Raw genomic sequence first — 19,676 nt, 5'->3', positions numbered from 1 at the left:
GCCGTCAGGGCGCCGCCCGCACCCGGTCCAGCAGCGCCGCGTCGGCGTAGCCGTCCGGCGGCAGGCCGACCGAAACTTGGAAGGCGCGCAGCGCCGCGCGCGTCCTCGGGCCGATCTTGCCGTCGACTCCGCCGGTGGCGAAGCCGCGCTCGGTCAGGCGGGTCTGCAGATCGCGCCGCTCGTCGGCGGTGAGCGGCCGGTCGCCGCGCGGCCAGTCGTGCACCAGGCCCGTGTCGCCGTGCAGGCGATCCGACAGGAGCGCGACGGTCAGCGCGTAGGCCAGGGCCGTGTTGTAGCGGAGGATCACCGCGAAGTTCGGCTGCAGCAGGAAGGCGGGGCCGCGGATCCCGGCGGGCAGGATCAGGGTCGCCTCGGCCGTGTCCGGCACGGCACGGTCGCGGGCGGGCTTCACGCCCAGCGCCCGCCACGCCGCGACGGTGCGGATTGTCGTCTCGTCGGCCAGCGCCGCGTCGAAAGTCTCGGGCAGGACCACCTCGGTACCCCAGCCCTCTCCGGGCTTCCAGCCGTGGCTGCGAAGGTAGTTCGCCGTCGACGCGAGGGCGTCCGGCACCGAGGTCCAGATGTCGCGCCGGCCGTCGCCGTCGAAATCGACCGCCTCGCGCTGGTAGACACTGGGCATGAACTGCGTATGTCCCATGGCGCCGGCCCAGGATCCGGTCAGCCCGACTTGCATCCGGTCGAGGGGTGCCTGGTTCCAGGCCAGGATCTGGAGCGCCGCCGCCAGTTCGTCGCGCCAGTAGGTCGCGCGAGTGGGGTCGCTGCAGCCGAGCGTCGCGAGCGAGCGGACGACCGGCTTCACCACCGCCGCGTTATCGAGCACGGCGCCGTAGCTCGATTCCACGCCCCAGAACGCCACCAGGATGTGGCGGTCGACCCCGTACTGGGCCTCGATGGCCGCGAGCGTGTCGGCGAACTCGGCGAGCTTGCGCTGGCCGGCCTCGATGCGGGCCGGCGTGACGCTGGCCTCGATGTAGTCCCAGATCGGCCGGACGAACTCGCCCTGACTCAGGGTCGCGGCGATCACGTCCGGGTCGGGTGTGAGATTGGCGAGCTGCGCCTCGGCGAGGCTCTGCGGCACGGCCCGCGCCGTGACCCAGGCGATCAGGTCGGCCCGGCAGGCCTCGAAGGCCTGCCGCGCGGCCGGGTCGGGCTCAGCGGCGACCGCCGGCACGACCGTGCCGAAGAGTATCGCGGCGCCGGTCGCCAGGATCGCGCGCGCGGCGCCGCTCCGGGTCGCGAACCGCTTCGGCGCAGCGCGATCGTCCATGGGCATCTCCGGTGATCCAGATCGGCGCGGCGTAGCATACCAGGCCCGCATCGACACCTTCGTGAGGAAACCCGTCGTCGCCCGGGCTCGCCGTGACCGCAGCGTCGCCCCAAGTCGCGTCACGTTGGCCTGATTGCCAGGAGACAGACCCGTGATTCATCCCGCTTCCCTGACGGCGATCGGTGCGGTCGTCCTGGCCGCCGGACCGGCCAGCGCCCTGGAAGTCACCCGCAGCCGCGACATCCCGGCCCCGCCCGCGGCGGTCTGGGCGCTGGTCGGCGAGTTCTGCGCGATCCAGAACTGGCACCCACAGGTCCAGCGCTGCATCCTGTCGGGCGAGGACGACGATGACGGCATCCGCGCGCAGATCCGCGGCCTCGTGGTGAAGGGCGCGCAGGGCACGATCGCGGAAGTCGAGACCGCACGCGACGAGGCGGGCATGAGCTACAGCTACAGCTTCATCCAGGGCCCCCTGCCGGTGCGTGCCTACAATGCGACGCTGGCGGTCCGTCCCAACGGCGAGGGGTCCACGGTGATCTGGAGTGCGACCTTCGACGCAGACGGCATGAGCGACGCCGACGCAGTCGCCAACATCACGGGCGTGTTCGACGCCGGCCTCGCGGGGATCGTTCGGGAATCGGCCAGATAGGCGCCGACTGAATCGGGCCCCGTGCGAAATTTCGCCCGCCGGGCGCCGCGGGGCCTCGCCGCGGGGCCGTCGCGGACCGATGTGAGCGGCGTCGGCGCGACCAAGCGCCTGGCTCGATTCCCAGAGGCAGCCTCAGGAGGCCGAGACCCGCATGCGCCGTCACCGCCACGCCAAGATCGTCGCCACCGTCGGTCCCGCCAGCTCCGCTCCGGACCAGCTCCGCGCCCTGTTCCTCGCCGGGGTCGACACCTTCCGGCTGAACTTCAGCCATGGCGTTCGAGAAGATCACGCCAAGGTCCACGCGGCCATCCGCGTCCTGGAGAAGGAGGTCGGCCGGCCGATCGGTATCCTGCAGGATCTCCAGGGGCCGAAGATCAGGATCGGCACCCTGCAGGGCGGCCGGCTCGATCTTCAGGCCGGCGAGACGGTGCGCTTCGTCCTCGAAGGCGCAGACGGCGACAAGCAGGCAATCCCGCTGCACCACCCGGAGATTTTCGACGCCGTCGTGCCGGGCCAGGAACTCCTCATCGACGACGGGCGGGTGCGGGTGCGGGTCACCGGACCCGAGCGGACCTCCATCACTGCCGAAGTTGTCACCGGCGGGCCGATCTCGAACCGCAAGGGCGTGAATCTGCCGGGCACGCTGCTGGACCTGTCGCCGCTGACCGAGAAGGACCGGGCGGACCTCGCCTTCGGGCTCGATCTTGGCGTCGACTGGGTCGCCCTGTCCTTCGTGCAGAAGCCCTCCGACGTCATCGAGGCACGCGGGATCATCGGTGAGCGCGCCGGCATCATGTCGAAGATCGAGAAGCCGCAGGCGCTAGAGCGCATCGACGACATCATCCGTCTCTCCGACGCCGTCATGGTTGCCCGGGGCGATCTCGGTGTCGAGATCCCGAACGAGGACGTGCCGCGGCGGCAGAAGGAGCTGATCCGCGCTTGCCGGCTCGCCGTGAAGCCCGTGGTGGTGGCGACCCAGATGCTCGACTCCATGGTCAACGCCCCCGCGCCCACCCGGGCGGAGGCGTCGGACGTCGCCACTGCCATCTACGATGGTGCCGATGCCGTGATGCTCTCTGCGGAATCCGCCACCGGCCGCTACCCGGTCGAGGCGGTGGCGATGATGGACCGGATCATCCGGAGCGTGGAGGGGCACAAGCTCTACCACTCGATCGTCGCGGCCTCGGAGCCGGGCGAGGAGGAGACGCCGCCGCACGCGGTGGCGACCGCCACGGCCGACCTCGCCGAGGCCGTGCGCGCCGCCGCGATCGTCGCCTACACGGCGAGCGGGACGACGGCCGCGCGGGTGGCGCGCAAGCGTCCCGCCGCCTCGATCCTGGCCCTGACCCCCAACGTCGCGACCTCGCGGCGGCTCAGCCTGCTCTGGGGGGCGCACAGCGTCCTGACGGAGGACGTCGACAGCTACGAGGAGATGACCTCGAAGGCCTGCCACCACGCGCAGGACGAGGGCTTCGCGCGGCCGCACGACCTTATCGTGGTCACCGCCGGCATCCCGTTCCACACCGCCGGCAATACCAACAACATCCGCCTGATGCAGGTCTGAGCCGTCCCATCCGGCACAGGGCTGGAACGCGGCCCGCGCCTCAACCGTTGTTGGGGAAGCTGCGCCATTTGGGCGCGATCACCGAGGGCCGACCCATGAACCTGATCGGACGTATCGTCACCAAGATCCTCGGCACCGAGAATCGCCCCGTCGACCGCGACGACCGGAACGCCAGCACGGCGACGCCGCTCGGCCGGCTCGTCACGAAGATCCTGGGCAAGTAGGGATCCCGGGCCGGCGAGCACGTCGCCGGCATCACGCCGGCCGCGCGCCCGCCCGGGCGCGCGGTGGAGCCGCTCGGACGATCAGTTCGCCACGGCGCTCGCGGTCGCCTTGAGCAGTGGCGCGGCCGGGATCGTGTGTTGCCAGAACGTGCCGGTCCGACCCTTCTCGTAACCGGCCTCGTACAGAGCCCGCATGTAGACGGTGTCGAAGCCCTTGGCGGCCGACGCCTTTGGGCCGTTCTCGTCGATGTAGGTGAGGTTGAAGCCGATGCCGTTGGCGCGTGCCAGCGCATAGGTCGCCGTCAGGGTCGCGCGGGAGCGGGCGCGGCTCGCCGTCGTGAAGGAGCGCTCGACGATCGAGAGCGTGTTGTCCTTCGTGACCTCGAAGTCCGGCTCCAGGCGGCCGTTGATCACCACGTAGATCTCGGCCTTGCCGCCGGTGCGGATCCGTCTGTCGCGCAGCAGCAGTGTCTGCGGCAGAGTGAAGACCGGGGTCACAACCGACCCGTCCACATGCATCTCCTTGAAGCGCGCATCGCCGGCCGACACATCGATGAACTGCGGCGGGAACACCGCCGGAATACTGGCGGAGGCCGCTAGAACGTCGCGGAACAGCTCCCGGGCATTCGGCACGCCACTCCCCGCGATCGCGCCCATGTTCCAGATCACCGCCCGCTGGGAATCCAGATTCGTCGTCACAACGAGCAGGCGACGCCCCTTGGCGTGCTCCTCGGCGACCGCCTTCAGGAAATCGTCCGTGACGTAGCGGTCGATAAGGCTGCGCAGGCGTCCGTCGCCGAACAGGCCGGATCCGAACAGCACGTTCGCCAGGTTCGGCGAGGCGACCAACTCGCTGGCGACGCCGCTCGTGTAGAACTCGGTCAGATAGGGGTCGTAGGCTGAGCCCAGGAACGCGAAGGGCGCGATCAGTGCACCGGTCGAAACGCCCGAGACCAGGGTGAAGTCCGGCCGCTTGCCGGATGCCGACCAGCCATTGAGCACGCCTGCCCCGTAGGCGCCGTCGCCGCCGCCGCCCGACAGGGCCAGATAAGAGAAGCCCTTGAGGCGCCGCTCCGGATTGGCGGCGAGTTCTGCGATCGTTTCCACCGACGCGTCGGCGAAGACGCGGGCGCCCGGAATGCCCGGCACGGTCGCGAACGCCGCCTGCTCGGCGGTGTAGGGCGTCCGCGGAACGCTGCCGCAGGCCGCCACCTGACCCGCCAGCCCGAACGCAATCGCCATGCGCAGGCTGACCTGACGAACACACATCGTCACTTCCTCGAACCGCGAAACGCGCCCACTCTGCCACACGGAACGAGCTTGGCCGTATCGCCTGTTCCGTCTTAGCCGGCTCAGCGGAGCGATAAGGCCGCGCTGTTGCGGTGAGGTCACGATCACACGCGATCGGGGCGCAAGCGTGGCCGCTGCAGCAGGCTCGCCTGCCGCCGCCGCGCTGCGCCAATGTCGGTGGACAGGCGGCGGAGCGGCATGCGCCCGGAGCCTGCCTGCCCTTGCAAGCCGCGCGAACGCCGCGCTAGGGTTCCCCCGTGGCCTGGCGAGACAGGGTGTCGCACGCGATGCGGCAGCCGGCGCGCGAGGGTGCGGTCTGCGCGGCGACATGGCCGGCCGAGATCCGGCTCCTGTTGGCCTGAAACACACGGACTCGCCTTCGGAAACGCAGCCGAGCCGCACGGGGCGGAGGGGATGATGGAAGCGGGTCTCGGCTGGACGGATGATCGCGTGGCGCTGCTGCGCCGGCTGTGGGAAGACGGGCAGAGCGCGAGCAAGATCGCGGCGCAGCTCGGCGGCGTCACCCGCAACGCGGTCATCGGCAAGGTCCACCGCCTGGGCCTCGCCGGGCGCGCACGGGGCGGCGAGGAGGCTCCCGCCGTTGCGCCGCCCGCGAAGTCCGTCGAGATCGAGACGGCCATTGCGGTGGTCGAGACACAGGCGCCGGAACCGGTCGCGATCCTGACGCACCGTCCGGCCCCGGAATTCCCGGCGCCCGCGCCGACCCCCGAGCCGGTAGCCCTGGCGGTGTCGCAGCGTGTCACCATTATGGATCTGCGTGAATCCATGTGCCGCTGGCCGCTCGGCGACCCGACGACCCCGGAATTTCGCTTCTGCGGCGCCCGGTCGATCACCGGTCTGCCCTACTGCACCCATCACGCCGAGATCGCCTATCAGCCCGCCGCCGAACGGAAGCGCGATCGCCGCGTCGCCTCGTTCCGCTGAGGCGCCGCGCCTTCAGCGCAGGATCACACCGGCTTCCCGGAGGACGCGCGCGGTCCCGGAATTGACCCTGTCGGCCTGGACGAGGCCGACGAGGTTCTTCGGCTGGGCGTTGGTCAGATCGGTCCGCGCCAGAGTCCGGGCGACGCGATAGGCGGTCTCCTCGTCGAGCCCGGGCCGCGCGAGCACGAAGCTCCAGGATCCAACCGTCTCGATCGCGTCCGCCTGTCCAGCGAAGCTACCGGCCGGAACCGTCAGGCGCCGCATCGCCGCGCCGGGCTGGGCGAGGCGGGCGATGGCGGCCTCGGACGGTCCGAAGAAGTGGGCACCGCCCGGGTCGCCGGCCAGGGCATGGAAGCCCGGCCAGTCGAGTCCGCCGCCCCAGAGCGCATCGGCGTGGCCCTCCCGCACCAGGGTCGGACCGTCGCCGGCCCGATCGAGGAAAATCGGCCTGATATCGCGCTCAGGATCGAGGCCCGAGGCGTTGAGGGCGCTCCGGCCCATGACGGTGAGCCCCGATTTGTGTGTGCCGAGCACGACCCTGCGTCCGCGCAGATCCGCCACAGAGCGGATCGCGCTGCCGGCCTGAACCACGAACAATCCCGGCGTGGGATACATCGGCGCCAGAACGGTCAGGCCGCCACCCTCAGCGAGGGCCGGATAAGCGTACTCGCCCTGAACGAGGCCGAGATCGACACGACCGGCGCGAAGGAGGCCGATATTCTCGGCCGACCCGCCGGTCGTGCGCCGCTCGATCGTCACGGCCGGGTCGGTAGCCGTGATGGCGGCGGAAAACGCCTCACCGAAGGCCGGAAACCCGCCCCCCGGCGTCGCGGTGGCGAGGACGACGCGGAACGTCTCCGCCGAGCGCGCCGGCCGCGTCAGCAACAGCCCGACCGCAGCCAGAAGCGCGATCCGGCGAGTCGGCCGCCGGGCCTGATCCCCGTCTTCGGGCACAGCGGACGCCCCGATCCCGGTGGTCGAGTCCGCACGGTCAGGAGAATGAAATTCCATCAGGATCGGATCGCTCAATAAAGGCCTTCCACCCTGTGCCGAACGCTTGCGGAATTCCGGAAAGAACTTTCGACAAGGGCACTTAGCCCAATTGCTCCCGCCGCGGCAACGCGATATCGCAGCCTCCGGTCCGGGACCGGCAGCACTTTCCTCGCAAGGACGATCCCTTGGCGGGATCTGTCCCGGACACGACATCTGTCCGACCCGTCACCACGAGCAGGAGTTCCGCGATGGCCGATACCCTCAACGCACCGGCGAAGGTCGGCCACGGCCGTGTCTACGGCTCTATCACAGAAACCATCGGCAACACGCCTCTGGTACGCCTGAATCGGCTGCCGAAGGAGCACGGGGTCGACGCCGAGATCCTGCTCAAGCTCGAATTCTTCAACCCGATCGCCAGCGTAAAGGACCGCATCGGCGTCAACATGATCGATGCCCTGGAAGCCTCGGGCAAGCTCCAGCCCGGCGGCACGCTGGTCGAGCCGACCTCGGGCAATACCGGCATCGCCCTCGCCTTCACGGCCGCAGCCCGTGGCTACCGGCTCATCCTTGTGATGCCTGAGACCATGTCCCTCGAGCGGCGCAAGATGCTCGCCTTCCTGGGTGCGGAGCTGGCGCTCACCCCCGGTGCGCAGGGCATGAAAGGCGCGATCGCCAAAGCCGAGGAATTGCTGAAGGAAATTCCCGGTTCGGTGATGCCGCAACAATTCTCGAACCCGGCCAATCCGGAGATTCACCGGAAGACCACCGCCGAGGAGATTTGGAGCGACACTGGCGGCCAGCTCGACGCCTTCGTAGCTGGTGTCGGTACCGGCGGCACCGTGACGGGCGTCGGCGAGGTTCTGAAGCCGCGGCTCCCGAACCTGAAGATCTTCGCCGTGGAGCCGGAGGATTCCCCGGTGATCTCCGGCGGCCAGCCCGGCCCGCACAAGATCCAGGGCATCGGTGCCGGCTTCATCCCGGACAATCTGCACACCGACATCCTGGACGGCGTCCTGAAGGTCACCAACCAGGCTGCCTTCGAGACGGCTCGGGCGCTGGCCCGGCTGGAAGGCATCCCCGGCGGCATCTCCACCGGCGGCAACGTCGCCGCGGCGTTGGAACTGGCCAAGCGGCCCGAGTTCCAGGGCAAGCGCATTGTCACCGTCGCCTGCTCGTTCGCCGAGCGCTACATCTCATCGGCCCTGTTCGACGGGATCGGCTAAGGCAGACACCGGAGCGGCCCGCGCGCCGCTCCACAAACGGAACGCACCAAGATCGCGCCGACGCAGGCCGGCGTGAGACTCCGCCGGGGGCTGAGCGTGCCTCATCACCTCGATCGTCCAAATGTTCTTTATCTGCATTCGATGTGTGAATATGACCACGAAGTTACAAGATTAACGCGTGGACGATCATTGTTTTTCGTGGGGTGATTGTATTCATCCCTGCAGGGCGTTGCCTTCAGGGTCTGGGCCTGGATTCAGAAACATCTTTCCGCTAACGCCGCACCAAGCGATCGGACGGTAATTCCTTCATGCGCGGCCTCTTGATACTCCTGTTCAGCCTCTGGGCTCAGGCAGCGATGGCGCGGGGCTTCGCAACTCACGACCTCACCGGGCTGGCCGAAGTTGCCCGAACGGCGCTCGGGCCGGACGCCACAGCACAGGTTGCGGCCCTGCATCTCAGCCTGCACTGCGCGGCCTGTACAGGCGCACCGACGCTCGAACTGCAGCTCGGGCGCCTGACCGACGGAACCGAAGAGCGGGTCCGCTCCGGCAGGACATCCTCCGCCGCACTGGAGGCGATCTGCATCCGGCGCTATCCGGGTTGCCGACTTTCGACTCTGCCGGCCGGCCGGGCGATCGGCTGGCTGAGCGTCTACACGCTCGACAATGGTGCGGGTGCGACTGCCGTCATCCTGCGGGATGGCGATCTGCTGACGATCGAGGCCCGGGCGGTGGACCGTGGGGCCGCCGAGGACTCGGTGCGGCGCCTGACGCTGACCGTTCTGCCTCAGATCGTCGGGCCCTGACACCCGAACTGCGAGCTTTCGAACGCCGCTTTCCGCGCAACCCTCCTTCCCCGCCTCCGTTGTCCCACGAAGACGCAGAGAGGCGAGCCATGACAGACCAGAGCGGACGACCAGCGCAGGAGGGTGCCGACACCAACGAGACGACAGAGACCAAGATTCCGCGCGAGGTGTTCGGCCACGTCGAAGACCAGGCTAAGTCCGGTACCGATCTGGGCGAGGCCATCGACCGTGCCACTGCGGCCGTCGGCCAGGACGACGGGAAGCGCTGATGGTCAGGCCGACGAGCGAATCCGAAACGGTCACCCGCAAGCCCGACGACAAGGTCGGAACGCGCGGAACGCCAGCCGCCGGGGGCGGCCATCAGACCCCCGAACAAGCGGCGATCACAAACATGGGATCCGATGGAACGCCACAGAGCGAGCCGAAGGATGGTTGGGGTGCCACCGGAGAGCCGGGTCGCACGCCGCCCGCAGTCGGCGGCTCGTCCGGCGGTCACTCGGATCAGAAAGCCTCACGGGGTCCGGCCGCCGACGCGAAGGTCGCCGGCGGTCACTCTCGCGCCGAGCGGGAGAACCCGGAATGACCGAGCGCCGAGACCCCGACCCGCAGTCGGAAAAGCCGAAGAACGTCGCACCCGACGCGGTCAAGGATCCGAACGAGAAGACCGAGGGCAAGCCCGGTCACGGGACCTCGACCGGCGGAACCCAGCACGACGAGACCGACCCCGGCAGCAGCTGACGCAAGCAGGTCGGCCGCTGCCGCCGCAATGGCGGAGCGGCCGCGCCGCCTTCAGGAGAGTCGGAAGGGAATTGGCCCCGTCGCCAGCGGCACGTCCCCGGGACGGCAGCCGGTCTCGATGGAGGCGTAGCGGATCGCATCCTGGCGGCTGCGGAAGATTCCTCCGGCTCGCCCACCGGTCGCCATGGCCACCCAATGTCCCTCGCTGTCCTGGCCGACGAGGTAAGGGGGCGGCGCAGCAGCCGGGGGGACCGGCGGAAGTGGGTTCAACGCGACGGGCATCGATGTCACGGGGTTCACGCGGGCCTCTCCGGGCCGCCGTACCGAGGTATCGTCCCCGGCATAAGCGTTCGATGGGCCCGAGAGCGGCCAGAGATAAGGGCCGCATTAGCAACCGGGCCTGAGAGCCCGGTTGCCGGTTGTTCAGCTCAGGCGGCGTTTTCTTTCGAACGCTCGGCACGCTTGCGGTCGTTCGGATCGAGGATGGCCTTGCGCAGACGGATCGACTTCGGCGTCACCTCGACGAGTTCGTCGTCCTGGATCCAGGCCAGCGAGCGCTCCAGGGTCATCCGGATCGGCGGGGTGAGGCGCACGGCCTCGTCCTTCGACGTCGTGCGGATGTTGGTGAGCTTCTTGCCCTTCAGCACATTCACCTCGAGGTCGTTCTCGCGGTTGTGCTCTCCGACAATCATGCCCTGATACACCTTCCAACCGGGCTCGATCATCATCGGGCCGCGGTCCTCCAGGTTCCACATGGCGTAGGCCACGGCTTCGCCCTGGTCGTTGGAGATCAGAACGCCGTTGCGCCGGCCCGGCATCTCGCCCTTGTAGGGCTCGTAGGCCTTGAACAGCCGGTTCATGATCGCGGTGCCGCGGGTGTCGGTCAGCAACTCGCCCTGGTAGCCGATCAGGCCGCGGGTCGGGGCATGGAAGACGAGGCGCAGGCGATTGCCGCCGGACGGCCGCATCTCCAGCATCTCGGCCTTCCGCTCGGACATCTTCTGCACGACGACGCCGGAATGCTCCTCGTCGACGTCGATCACGACCTCCTCGATCGGCTCAAGCAGTCCGCCCGCCTCGTCGCGCTCGAACACGACCCGCGGCCGCGACACGGCGATCTCGAAGCCTTCACGACGCATGGTCTCGATCAGGATCGAGAGCTGCAGCTCGCCGCGGCCCGAGACGTAGAAGCTGTCCTTGTCGGCCGCCTCCTCGATCTTCAGCGTGACATTGCCCTCGGCCTCCTTGAACAGGCGGTCGCGGATCATGCGGCTCGTGACCTTGTCGCCCTCGGTGCCGGCGAGCGGGCTGTCGTTGACGATGAACGACATCGTCACGGTCGGCGGATCGATCGGCTGGGCCTGGATCGGGGTCTCGACCTGCGGATCGCAGAAGGTGTCGGCCACGGTGCCCTTGATGAGGCCGGCGATCGAAACGATGTCGCCCGCCTCGCCGATCTCAATCGGCGCGCGCTCAAGGCCGCGGAAGGCGAGGATCTTCGACACGCGGCCGGTCTCGACGACCTTGCCGGTGCGGTCCAGCACCTTGATCTGCTGGTTCGGCTTCACCGAGCCGGCCGCGATGCGGCCGGTGATGATGCGGCCGAGGAACGGGTTGGCCTCCAGCAGGGTGCCGAGCATCCGGAACGGGCCCTCGTCGGTCCGGGCCGGGGGGACATGCTTAAGCACGAGCTCGAACAGCGGCTCCAGGCCCACCGACGGATCGGCCTCCGGGGTATCGGCCATCCAGCCGTTGCGTCCCGAACCGTAGAGGATCGGGAAGTCGAGCTGCTCGTCGGTGGCGTCGAGGGCGGCAAAGAGGTCGAACACCTCGTTCACGACCTCGTTGATCCGCGCATCCGGGCGGTCAACCTTGTTGATCGCCACGATGGGGCGCAGGCCGATCTTGAGCGCCTTGCCGACCACGAACTTGGTCTGCGGCATCGGGCCCTCGGCCGCGTCGACCAGCACGATCACGCCGTCGACCATCGACAGGATGCGCTCGACCTCGCCGCCGAAATCGGCGTGGCCGGGGGTATCGACGATGTTGACGCGGGTGTCCTTCCAGAGGACCGAGGTCGCCTTGGCCAGGATCGTGATGCCACGTTCCTTCTCAAGGTCGTTCGAGTCCATCGCCCGCTCCTCCACCCGCTGATTCTCGCGGAAGGTGCCGGACTGGGCCAGCAGCTTGTCGACGAGCGTCGTCTTGCCGTGGTCGACGTGGGCGATGATGGCGATGTTGCGCAGATTCATGGCGGCCCGAAACGGGTTGTGCCGGCTCCCTGGCGGCCGCGCGGCGCGGCCGTCCGCGCCGGTTCAGGTACGGAGTCGTGGTGGTTGCGTCGCAATATAAGGACGCGCGCTCTTGGGCAAGGCCGCTGTTCTCATAGGGGCGCTGCGTGACCCGGAATGCTGGGGGCAGATGCCGGTGCCCGCACCCGGCACGGGCCGCCGTTGCAGGGCAGCCCTGCGCGCCTGATTCTCCGCCATCCGCCCTATATGACTGCGCGATGACACTTCGACCGGCCCGCTTCCGTTCGCATCGGGTTGTATTGGATGAAACCGGATCCCTCGGGTAGCGTATCGACCAGGATCAGTTGTCCGGCTGCGGCGATTCGGCCTTCGGGCCGCCAGGACGGGCTTTCGTCGGAAGGACACGATGCGCGCGCTTGAGCCGCGGCTGTTCCCGTATATCTGGCGCTATTCGAAGGGCGATCAGCTCCGAATCTGCGCCGTGGTGCTGGCGTCGCTCCCGTTCTATTTCGCCTCGCTCGACCTGCCGAAGCGCATCGTCAACGATGCGATTACCGGCAAAGCCTACGCGCACGGCGAGACGACTGCGCCGTTCCTCGAACTCACACTGGAATGGCCCGCATTCCTCGGCGGCGGCACGACACACCTCTTCGAAGGGTTCCAGCTCGACCGGTTCGATCTGCTCCTGGGCCTATCGACCTTGTTCCTCAGCCTCGTCCTGATCAACGGCGCGTTCAAGTTCTGGATCAACCTGCAGAAGGGGATCCTCGGCGAGCGGATGCTGCGCCGCCTGCGCTTCCAGCTGTTCTCGCTGATGCTGCGCTTCTCGCCGGAGACGCAGCGGGAGGTGAAATCCTCGGAGACGGCGACGATCATCCGCGACGAGGTCGAGCCCATCGGCTCCTTCATCGGTGACGCCATCGTGGTGCCGGTATTCCTGGGCACCCAGGCCGCCACGGCGCTGGCCTTCATCATGATGCAGAACATGTGGCTCGGCATCGCGGCCGGCGGCATGGTCGCCGTGCAGATGATCGTGATCCCGCGGCTGCGACGCGAGATCATCCGCCTCAGCCGCCAACGCCAGATCGCGTCCCGGGCTCTCGCGGGACGCGTCGCCGAGGTGCTCGACGGGCTGCAGGCGGTGACGCTCAACGATACCGGCCGCTGGGAGCGCGCGGAGATCGGCGGCCGGCTCTACCGGCTCTACGATCTCCGGCTGCGGATCTACCGCCGCAAGTTCGCGGTGAAGTATCTCAACAACCTGCTCGCGCAGGTCACGCCATTCCTGTTCTACGCCATCGGCGGCTACTTCGCCCTGAAGGGGCAGCTCGATATCGGGCAGCTCGTTGCGGTCCTCGCCGCCTACCGGGACCTGCCCCCGCCCCTGAAGGAGCTGATCGACTGGGACCAGCAGCGGCTCGATGTCGAGGTCAAATACGAGACCGTGGCGGCCCATTTCGGTCCCCAGCGCCTGCTTCCGGCGGAGCATGAATCCGAGCGCGCAGCGCCGCGCCTCGGCAGTCCGCTTCGGATCGAGGGTCTGCAGCTGCGCGATCCGCAGGGCGGCTCGCTGATCGAGGTCGGCGACGCGCAGGTGCCTCTTCCTGGGCGGCTCGCCCTGGTCCCTCCCGGCCCGATCGCGCAGGAATTCGCCCGGACCCTGGCCGGGCTGCAGACGCCTCCCGGAGGAACGATCCGGATCGGCGAGCACGACCTGTCGACATTGCCGCGACGCGACCACACGCGCCGCATCGCCTATGCGGGGGTCCAGCCCGTGCTGTTCCCCGGGACGCTGCGCGACAACATTCTCTACGGCTTGCGCACACACCCCTTGCGCACCAGAAGCCTCGACCTCAGCAAAGCGCGGATCAACGAGGCGGTGAAGACCGGCAATCCCTGCGACAGCGTCGAAGACCCCTGGATCGACTTCAACCGCCTCGGGGTCCGGGATGCCGCAGAACTCGACGATCATCTGATCGATCTGCTCGGCCGGCTCGACCTCGGCGATGAACTCTACCGATTCGGGCTCGGCGCCCTGAGTTCGGTGGCCCACGACACGCCGGTGGGTCAGCGGATGATCGCGGCGCGCGAGCACCTGCGCGAGCACTTTGCCCGGAAGGGCCTCGCCGACCTCGTGATTCCGTTCACCCGGGGCCGCTACAACGATCAGGCGACCGTGGCGGAGAACCTGCTATTCGGCGTCCCCCGTGACCCGACGCTGACGGATCCGCGCCGCTTGGCCGGGGTGCCCCTGTTCCGTGCGGCGCTGGAGAAGGTGAGGCTGCTTGACGACCTCGATCGGATGGGCGTCGCCATCGCCAGCAATCTCAAGGACATCTTCGCCGACGTGCCGCCGGGCCATCCCCTGTTCCGGAGATTCTCGCTGATCACACCGGACGCGCTGCCGGATTACCTCCGCCGGCTCGCGCGCCTGCCGGCGGAGGGACGGCTGAGCGAGACCGACAGCGCAGCCTTCCTGGCCTTGGCCCTGGCCTATGTGGAGCCGCGGATGCGCTTCGGCTTGCTCAATCAGCCGCTGGTCAAGCGGATCGTCGGTGCGCGGGGCGTCGTGCAGGGCTTCATGCACGGGGACGATGGGTGCGACGTCGAATCCTACGATCCGAACCGGATCAACCCGCGCAGCACCGTTCTGGACAATCTTCTGTTCGGCCGCATCGATACGGCGCGGATGCACGGCGAGGCGCTGATCCAGAAGGAAGCCCGTGCGGTGTTCCGGGAGTTCGATCTGGAGCGGCCGATCCAGCGGCGCGGTCTGGAGAAGGAGGTCGGCAATCGCGGGCAGTTGCTCGCCGAGCGTGTCCGGGTTCGTCTCGGTCTCGCGCGTGCGATCCTGCGCGAGCCGGAGATCCTTGTGGTCGATCGGGTGGACGAGCATCTGGAGCGCGGCGTCGAAACGCTCCTCGACGTCACCGAGGCTGCCCTGCCTCGGGCCAGCCTCGTAGCGAGCCTGTCGCCGGAATCGGACCCTGCCCGGTTCCCCGGGCACTTGCCGATTCAGAGTGTCGAAACGCGCCTGCGCACGGCGGCCGAATGACGTAAGCGTGACGGGTCCGCGCAGCGCGCGGGCGGCGGTTTACAGGCCCGCCCGTCTTCGGCACAGGATGGTGCCACATGCCCATACTCTCGGACGCATCCGCGACCCCAGACCGGACGATCCCCAGCCTCGCCGGACTACCGCGCGTGGTGCCGCCGCACCGCGTGCCGCCGGAGCGGGAACTTCCTCTGGCCGCCTACCTGCGCTCAATCCGCGACAACGCGCTGGAAGGCTTTCCGCGGCGCGCCTTCGAGGAACCGGTCACCCGTCGCGGGCTGCTCGGACGGTCGAGCTTCGTGCTGAACGACCCGGAGGCGATCCGCCGGGTGTTGGTCGAGAATCAGGCGAATTACGCGCGCACCACCGGGACGACCCGGATCCTACGCCCGATCCTCGGCGACGGGCTCCTGATCAGCGAAGGTTCGGCGTGGCGGCATCAGCGCCGGACGTTGGCCCCGGCCTTCACGCCGCGGGCGATCGACGGGCTGGTGCCCCATATCGCGGCCGCCGTCACGGCCGGAATGGAGCGGATTGCCACCGAGGCCGCGGCGGGACCGGTTGACCTGTTCACGTCCTTCTACAGGCTCGCCCTCGAGATCGCCGGGCGTGCCATGTTCTCGGTGGGCATGGACGAGCACGGGACCGAGCTGCGCCAGTTCATCGCCGAGTATGCCGAGCGGATGGGGCGGCCGCACCTCCTCGACATCGTGATCCCCCCGGGGTGGCCGGTGCCCCTCGACTGGGCGCGAGGGCGGTTCCGGCGCCGATGGATCCCGTTCCTAGACCGGATCATCGCGGCGCGCCGTGAGGCGGAGCGGACCGAGGCGCATTCGGGCGACCTCCTCGACCTGCTCGCGGCCGCGCGCAATCCGGATACGGGCGCCGCCTTCACGGCCGACGAGTTGCGCGATCAGGTCGCCACCATGATCCTGGCCGGCCACGAGACCACGGCCGGGACGTTGTTCTGGGCGGCCTACCTGCTGGCCCTCGCACCGGAGATGCAGGAGCGGGTCGCCGCCGAGGCGCAGGCCGCCGACCTGACCGATCCCACCGGCTGCCAGAGCGACGGGCGGCTGCCGCTTACCCGCGCGGTGATCGACGAGACCCTGCGCCTGTACCCGGCAGCTTTCGTGGTGGTCCGGCGGGCGCTCGGCCCCGACACCGTGGCCGGCCACGCGGTCAAGGCGAGCGACATCGTCATGGTCAGCCCCTGGGTGCTCCACCGGCACCGGATGCTCTGGCCGGATCCGGACGCGTTCGATCCGGGCCGCTTCCTACCTGGCGCCTCTGCCCCGCGTCGCTTCGCCTACCTCCCCTTCGGAGCTGGCCCACGAGTCTGCATCGGTGCGCAATTCGCCTTGAGCGAGGCCGTCATGTCCCTGGCCTGCGTCCTGAAGCGGTTCCGGCTGGTGCTCGACGAGCAGGAGCCGGTGTTGCCGCAGGCCGTCGTGACGACCCAGCCGGACCGGCCCGCCCGGTTCCGGCTGATCCCCCGCGAGCCCGTCAGCCCTTGATCCCTGTGATCGTCGTCGAGATCGCCCGGGGATCCCGCATCGGCCAGCGGCCGCTATCCACCTGCGCCAGGAACTCTTCGAGAAGGCGGTTATAGGCGTCCGGCTCCTCGACCGAGAGGGCATGGCCGGTATTGGGCAGTATGGCGAGAGCAGCGGAGGGAATGACCCGCTTGAGCATCAGGCTCGGGGCGAGGCAGGGCCAGTCCTCGTCGCCGGCGACGATAAGGGTCGGGACGGTCATGCGGCCGAGGGCGTCCGTGAGATCGTAGAGCGACGGTCGCCCTTTCTGCACGCCGGCCTGGGTGTTGGCCGAGCCGAGGGCCGAGTGCTCGGCGAGCATCCGCTTGAACTCGGCGTGTCCGCGCGGATCCTTGGTCTCGAACTGCACCCGCGTGGGCCCGACGGCGTAGCGCGCCGCGAAGGCCTCCATGCCGTCGCGGAGCAGCATCTCGGCGGTGGCGTCCGCCTCGGCGCGGAACAGGGCCTGCCGCTCGGGCTCCGCGCCGTAGCCGCAGCCGCCGAGGCAGAGCGACAGCGCACGATCGGGGTGCCGCAGGCCGAAATGCAGGGTCGCGAAGGCGCCCATCGAGATACCGGCGACGTGGGCCTTTGGCGCGCCGAGATGATCGAGGACGGCCAGGATGTCGTCGGCGGCGCGTGCCTGCGAGTAGGCCGAGACGGACTCCGGCACGTCGGAGGGCGGGTAGCCCCGGGCGTTGAACGCGACCGCGCGGTAGCGCCGGCCGAAGTGGCGCAGCTGCGCCTCGTAGCTGCGATGATCGCCGGCAAATTCGTGGACGAAGATCAGCGGCGTCCCCTGGCCGCTCTCCTCGTAGTGGAGCCTTATCCCGTCGTCCGTCGTGGCGCTCGGCATGGCGATCCTCTCATCGACCTCCCCCGGGTTTCCGAGATGGCGCGGCGGGGCGCCCGGTCGAGAGTCGACACCGGAGTTCGTGGGGGGAACGACGAAGCCGCACCCGGCGGACCGGGCGCGGCTTGCGGATCTCCCTGCCGGCGGGGACGCTCCCCGCCCGGCTCAAGCGGCCTTCTTGGAGGAGGCCGGCTTGGCCGACCCCTTGTTGGCCGCGACCTCGGCGAGCTTGGCAGCCAGCTTGGCGTCGAGCTTGCTCGAGGCACCGAGCGGCAGCTCGATGTCGAGGCCGAGGGTCGAGACGCCCTCGCCGCGCTCCAGGGTGACCTTCACCTTGTCGGGCTCCACCGCGACATGGTTGGCGATCACCGCCAGGATTTCCTCGCGGAGCTGGATCACGAGGTCGGGGCGACCCGACTCCGCGCGCTCATGGGCGAGGATCAGCTGCAGGCGGTCGCGGGCGACGGCGCCGGAGCTGCGCTTCTGGAACAGACCCAGGATGCTCACGCCGCCCTCCGCATGAACAGCTTGTCGAGGAAGGACTTGCGCTCGACCGGCAGGCTCATCGGCACGGTCTCGCCCTTGAGCCGGCGGGCCGCGTCGGCATAGGCCCGCGCCGGGGCGCAGAGCGGGTTGTTCAGGGTCACCGGGCAGCCGAGGTTCGAGGCGCGCAGCACCTCCTGGCTCTCCGGAATGATCGCGAGCAGCGGGATCGACAGGATGTCGAGCACGTCCTCGGTCTTGAGCATGTCGCCGCGATCGGCCCGCATCGGGTCGTAGCGGGTGAGGATCAGGTGCTTCTCCATGTCCTCACCCTTCTCCGCCTTGGCGGTCTTGGAATCGAGGAGACCGATGATCCGGTCGGAGTCGCGCACCGAGGACACCTCGGGGTTGGTCACGACCACCGCCACGTCGGCGTGGTGCATGGCGAGCTGGGCGCCGCGCTCGATGCCGGCGGGGGAGTCGCAGATCACCCAGTCGAACTTCGCGCGCAGCTCGTCCATCACCCGGGCGACGCCCTCATCGGTGAGCGCGTCCTTGTCGCGGGTCTGCGAGGCCGGCAGCAGGTGCAGGGTCTCCAGCCGCTTGTCCTTGATCAGCGCCTGCGGGAGCTTGGCGTCGCCGTTGACCACGTTGATGAGGTCGTAGACGACCCGGCGCTCGGCACCCATGACGAGGTCGAGATTGCGCAGGCCAACGTCGAAGTCGACGACGCACACGCTCTGCCCGCCCTGGGCCAGGGCCGCTCCGAGGGCTGCGGTCGTCGTCGTCTTGCCGACGCCGCCCTTGCCCGATGTGACGACGAGAACCTTTGCCACGCGTCGATCTCCCTTAATCCAGGCTTGCCATTCGGATGTTGCCGCCATCGAGCCAGACCTGGGCGGCCTTGCCGCGCAGGGCCGTGCCCATGTCCTCCGCCGTCCGCACGAGGCGGTCGATCCCCAGCAACTCGGGTTCGAATTTGCGGCAGTAGATTCGTGCGCGCGGGTTGCGCGCGGCCCCGGCGATCGCGCGACCGCGCAAGGCGCCGTAGACGTGGATGGAACCGCCGGCCAGGATCTCGGCCCCCGAGGAGACCGAACCCATCACGGTGACGTCACCGGTCGGGTTGATGACGCTCTGGCCGGATCGGACTGAGCCCTCGACGGTGATCGAGGTGACCACCTGCAGCTCCGGCTCGGCCGGGACACTCGGGATCTCGATCGTCTCGGACGGATGTCCCTTCACCAGAAGCGGCGGCAGGCCGTCCGAAACCGCGTCGGAGCCCTCGATGCCCAGGACCACGATGCCGCGCGCCTTGAGCTCACGCATGAGCGTTTCGAGGGCGTCCGGCTCGGGCTTGAGCTGGGCGCAGTCCAGGATGACGGCCCGGCCTTTCAGCAGGGTCGGCGAGCGCTTGAGCGCCGCGTCGAGGCCCGCGAGCCACTCGGGAAGCGGTGGCTCGGGGGAAAGGGCCAGGGCCTTGAAGGCCCGTCCGCGCAGGCTGAGCGGCCGGGGCGCGGAAGGAGCCGCCGCTTGGGCGGTCTCCGGATCGATCGGCTCGGGGTGGGTCTCGCTCATGTCCGCCCGTTAAGAGTCCTTACCGGACCATTGACGGCGGGTATGGTTACCGAAGGGTTAAGTTTCTGATCCGGTCGGCAAATTCTGCCGGGATCCTGGTATCGGGGCAGCGGAGGACGCTTTCACGACCCGATCAGGACCGTCGCAAAGGGGGACGTGCGCACTCTGTCCCAGCGCGCAGGGTTGCGCCCAAGCCTGGTGCG

At 68.9% G+C, this 19,676-nt stretch carries 19 protein-coding genes; 11 read left to right on the top strand and 8 right to left on the bottom strand.

Annotated features, from left to right (window positions below; translation table 11 throughout):
• Window positions 1–4: 4 nt before the first annotated feature.
• A complete protein-coding gene (locus CIW48_RS12440; protein WP_149311053.1) occupies window positions 5–1,288 on the bottom strand; it encodes a lytic murein transglycosylase in 1,284 nt (427 codons plus the stop codon).
• Between the two features lie 154 nt (window positions 1,289–1,442).
• On the opposite strand from CIW48_RS12440, the gene CIW48_RS12435 reads away from it, so the two are divergent.
• The 3 genes from CIW48_RS12435 (at window position 1,443) to CIW48_RS12425 (ending at window position 3,725) form a co-directional block, all read left to right on the top strand.
• Window positions 1,443–1,937: an SRPBCC family protein gene (locus CIW48_RS12435; protein WP_149311117.1), complete on the top strand. Its 495-nt coding sequence runs from the start codon at window positions 1,443–1,445 to the stop codon at window positions 1,935–1,937.
• A gap of 151 nt (window positions 1,938–2,088) precedes the next feature.
• A complete protein-coding gene (gene pyk / locus CIW48_RS12430; RefSeq protein WP_149311052.1) occupies window positions 2,089–3,501 on the top strand; it encodes a pyruvate kinase in 1,413 nt (470 codons plus the stop codon).
• A 95-nt stretch (window positions 3,502–3,596) separates the two neighbouring features.
• Window positions 3,597–3,725 carry a TFIIS helical bundle-like domain containing protein gene (locus CIW48_RS12425; RefSeq protein WP_149311051.1) on the top strand — a complete coding sequence of 43 codons (129 nt, stop codon included), beginning with the start codon at window positions 3,597–3,599 and terminating at the stop codon, window positions 3,723–3,725.
• 81 nt (window positions 3,726–3,806) lie between these two features.
• On the opposite strand, the gene CIW48_RS12420 is transcribed toward CIW48_RS12425, so the two are convergent.
• On the bottom strand, window positions 3,807–4,994 hold the full coding sequence (locus tag CIW48_RS12420) for a patatin-like phospholipase family protein (RefSeq protein WP_149311050.1): 1,188 nt from the start codon (window positions 4,992–4,994) through the stop codon (window positions 3,807–3,809).
• Window positions 4,995–5,432: 438 nt separating this feature from the next.
• On the opposite strand from CIW48_RS12420, the gene CIW48_RS12415 reads away from it, so the two are divergent.
• The gene (locus tag CIW48_RS12415; protein WP_149311049.1) at window positions 5,433–5,960 is read left to right on the top strand and encodes a GcrA family cell cycle regulator; all 528 of its coding nucleotides are present in this window, start codon (window positions 5,433–5,435) and stop codon (window positions 5,958–5,960) included.
• Window positions 5,961–5,972: 12 nt separating this feature from the next.
• Here CIW48_RS12415 and CIW48_RS12410 read toward each other — a convergent pair whose 3' ends face one another.
• Window positions 5,973–6,989, bottom strand: coding sequence for a TAXI family TRAP transporter solute-binding subunit (locus tag CIW48_RS12410; protein WP_246695214.1), 1,017 nt, complete (start codon window positions 6,987–6,989; stop codon window positions 5,973–5,975).
• Window positions 6,990–7,201: 212 nt separating this feature from the next.
• On the opposite strand from CIW48_RS12410, the gene cysK reads away from it, so the two are divergent.
• The 5 genes from cysK (at window position 7,202) to CIW48_RS33225 (ending at window position 9,720) form a co-directional block, all read left to right on the top strand.
• Window positions 7,202–8,176 carry a cysteine synthase A gene (gene cysK / locus CIW48_RS12405; protein WP_149311048.1) on the top strand — a complete coding sequence of 325 codons (975 nt, stop codon included), beginning with the start codon at window positions 7,202–7,204 and terminating at the stop codon, window positions 8,174–8,176.
• A gap of 308 nt (window positions 8,177–8,484) precedes the next feature.
• Window positions 8,485–8,982, top strand: coding sequence for a hypothetical protein (locus tag CIW48_RS12400; protein ID WP_149311047.1), 498 nt, complete (start codon window positions 8,485–8,487; stop codon window positions 8,980–8,982).
• 89 nt (window positions 8,983–9,071) lie between these two features.
• Window positions 9,072–9,251, top strand: a complete 180-nt coding sequence (locus CIW48_RS12395) for a hypothetical protein (protein WP_149311046.1) — start codon at window positions 9,072–9,074, stop codon at window positions 9,249–9,251.
• Window positions 9,251–9,565, top strand: a complete 315-nt coding sequence (locus tag CIW48_RS33925; protein WP_149311045.1) for a hypothetical protein — start codon at window positions 9,251–9,253, stop codon at window positions 9,563–9,565. The genes CIW48_RS12395 and CIW48_RS33925 overlap by 1 nt, the downstream gene beginning before the upstream one ends.
• On the top strand, window positions 9,562–9,720 hold the full coding sequence (locus CIW48_RS33225) for a hypothetical protein (protein WP_173009250.1): 159 nt from the start codon (window positions 9,562–9,564) through the stop codon (window positions 9,718–9,720). Before CIW48_RS33925 ends, CIW48_RS33225 begins: the two co-directional genes overlap by 4 nt.
• A gap of 428 nt (window positions 9,721–10,148) precedes the next feature.
• On the opposite strand, the gene typA is transcribed toward CIW48_RS33225, so the two are convergent.
• Entirely contained in the window at window positions 10,149–11,972 is a 1,824-nt protein-coding gene (typA, locus tag CIW48_RS12380) for a translational GTPase TypA (protein ID WP_091781123.1), read from the bottom strand.
• A 406-nt stretch (window positions 11,973–12,378) separates the two neighbouring features.
• On the opposite strand from typA, the gene CIW48_RS12375 reads away from it, so the two are divergent.
• Together CIW48_RS12375 and CIW48_RS12370 are read left to right on the top strand one after the other, a co-directional pair.
• Window positions 12,379–15,027 (top strand): ABC transporter ATP-binding protein/permease, encoded by a 2,649-nt coding sequence (locus CIW48_RS12375; RefSeq protein ID WP_149311044.1) that lies wholly within the window; start codon window positions 12,379–12,381, stop codon window positions 15,025–15,027.
• Window positions 15,028–15,104: 77 nt separating this feature from the next.
• On the top strand, window positions 15,105–16,541 hold the full coding sequence (locus tag CIW48_RS12370; RefSeq protein ID WP_091781117.1) for a cytochrome P450: 1,437 nt from the start codon (window positions 15,105–15,107) through the stop codon (window positions 16,539–16,541).
• On the opposite strand, the gene CIW48_RS12365 is transcribed toward CIW48_RS12370, so the two are convergent.
• The 4 genes from CIW48_RS12365 to minC all read right to left on the bottom strand — a co-directional run bounded on the left by CIW48_RS12365 (window position 16,531) and on the right by minC (window position 19,473).
• Complete coding sequence (locus CIW48_RS12365; protein ID WP_149311043.1) at window positions 16,531–17,415, bottom strand: alpha/beta hydrolase; 885 nt, start codon at window positions 17,413–17,415, stop codon at window positions 16,531–16,533. The two genes, CIW48_RS12370 and CIW48_RS12365, sit on opposite strands and share 11 nt — an antisense overlap.
• A gap of 162 nt (window positions 17,416–17,577) precedes the next feature.
• The gene (gene minE, locus CIW48_RS12360; protein ID WP_091781111.1) at window positions 17,578–17,919 is read right to left on the bottom strand and encodes a cell division topological specificity factor MinE; all 342 of its coding nucleotides are present in this window, start codon (window positions 17,917–17,919) and stop codon (window positions 17,578–17,580) included.
• On the bottom strand, window positions 17,916–18,731 hold the full coding sequence (gene minD / locus CIW48_RS12355) for a septum site-determining protein MinD (RefSeq protein ID WP_149311042.1): 816 nt from the start codon (window positions 18,729–18,731) through the stop codon (window positions 17,916–17,918). Before minD ends, minE begins: the two co-directional genes overlap by 4 nt.
• Before the next feature lie 13 nt (window positions 18,732–18,744).
• Window positions 18,745–19,473 (bottom strand): septum site-determining protein MinC, encoded by a 729-nt coding sequence (gene minC / locus CIW48_RS12350; protein ID WP_149311041.1) that lies wholly within the window; start codon window positions 19,471–19,473, stop codon window positions 18,745–18,747.
• Window positions 19,474–19,676: the final 203 nt, after the last annotated feature.

This window comes from Methylobacterium sp. P1-11 (assembly GCF_008329595.1).
In the GTDB taxonomy this organism is placed as follows: Bacteria; Pseudomonadota; Alphaproteobacteria; order Rhizobiales; family Beijerinckiaceae; genus Methylobacterium.
This window is presented reverse-complemented; position numbering and strand designations above follow the sequence as displayed.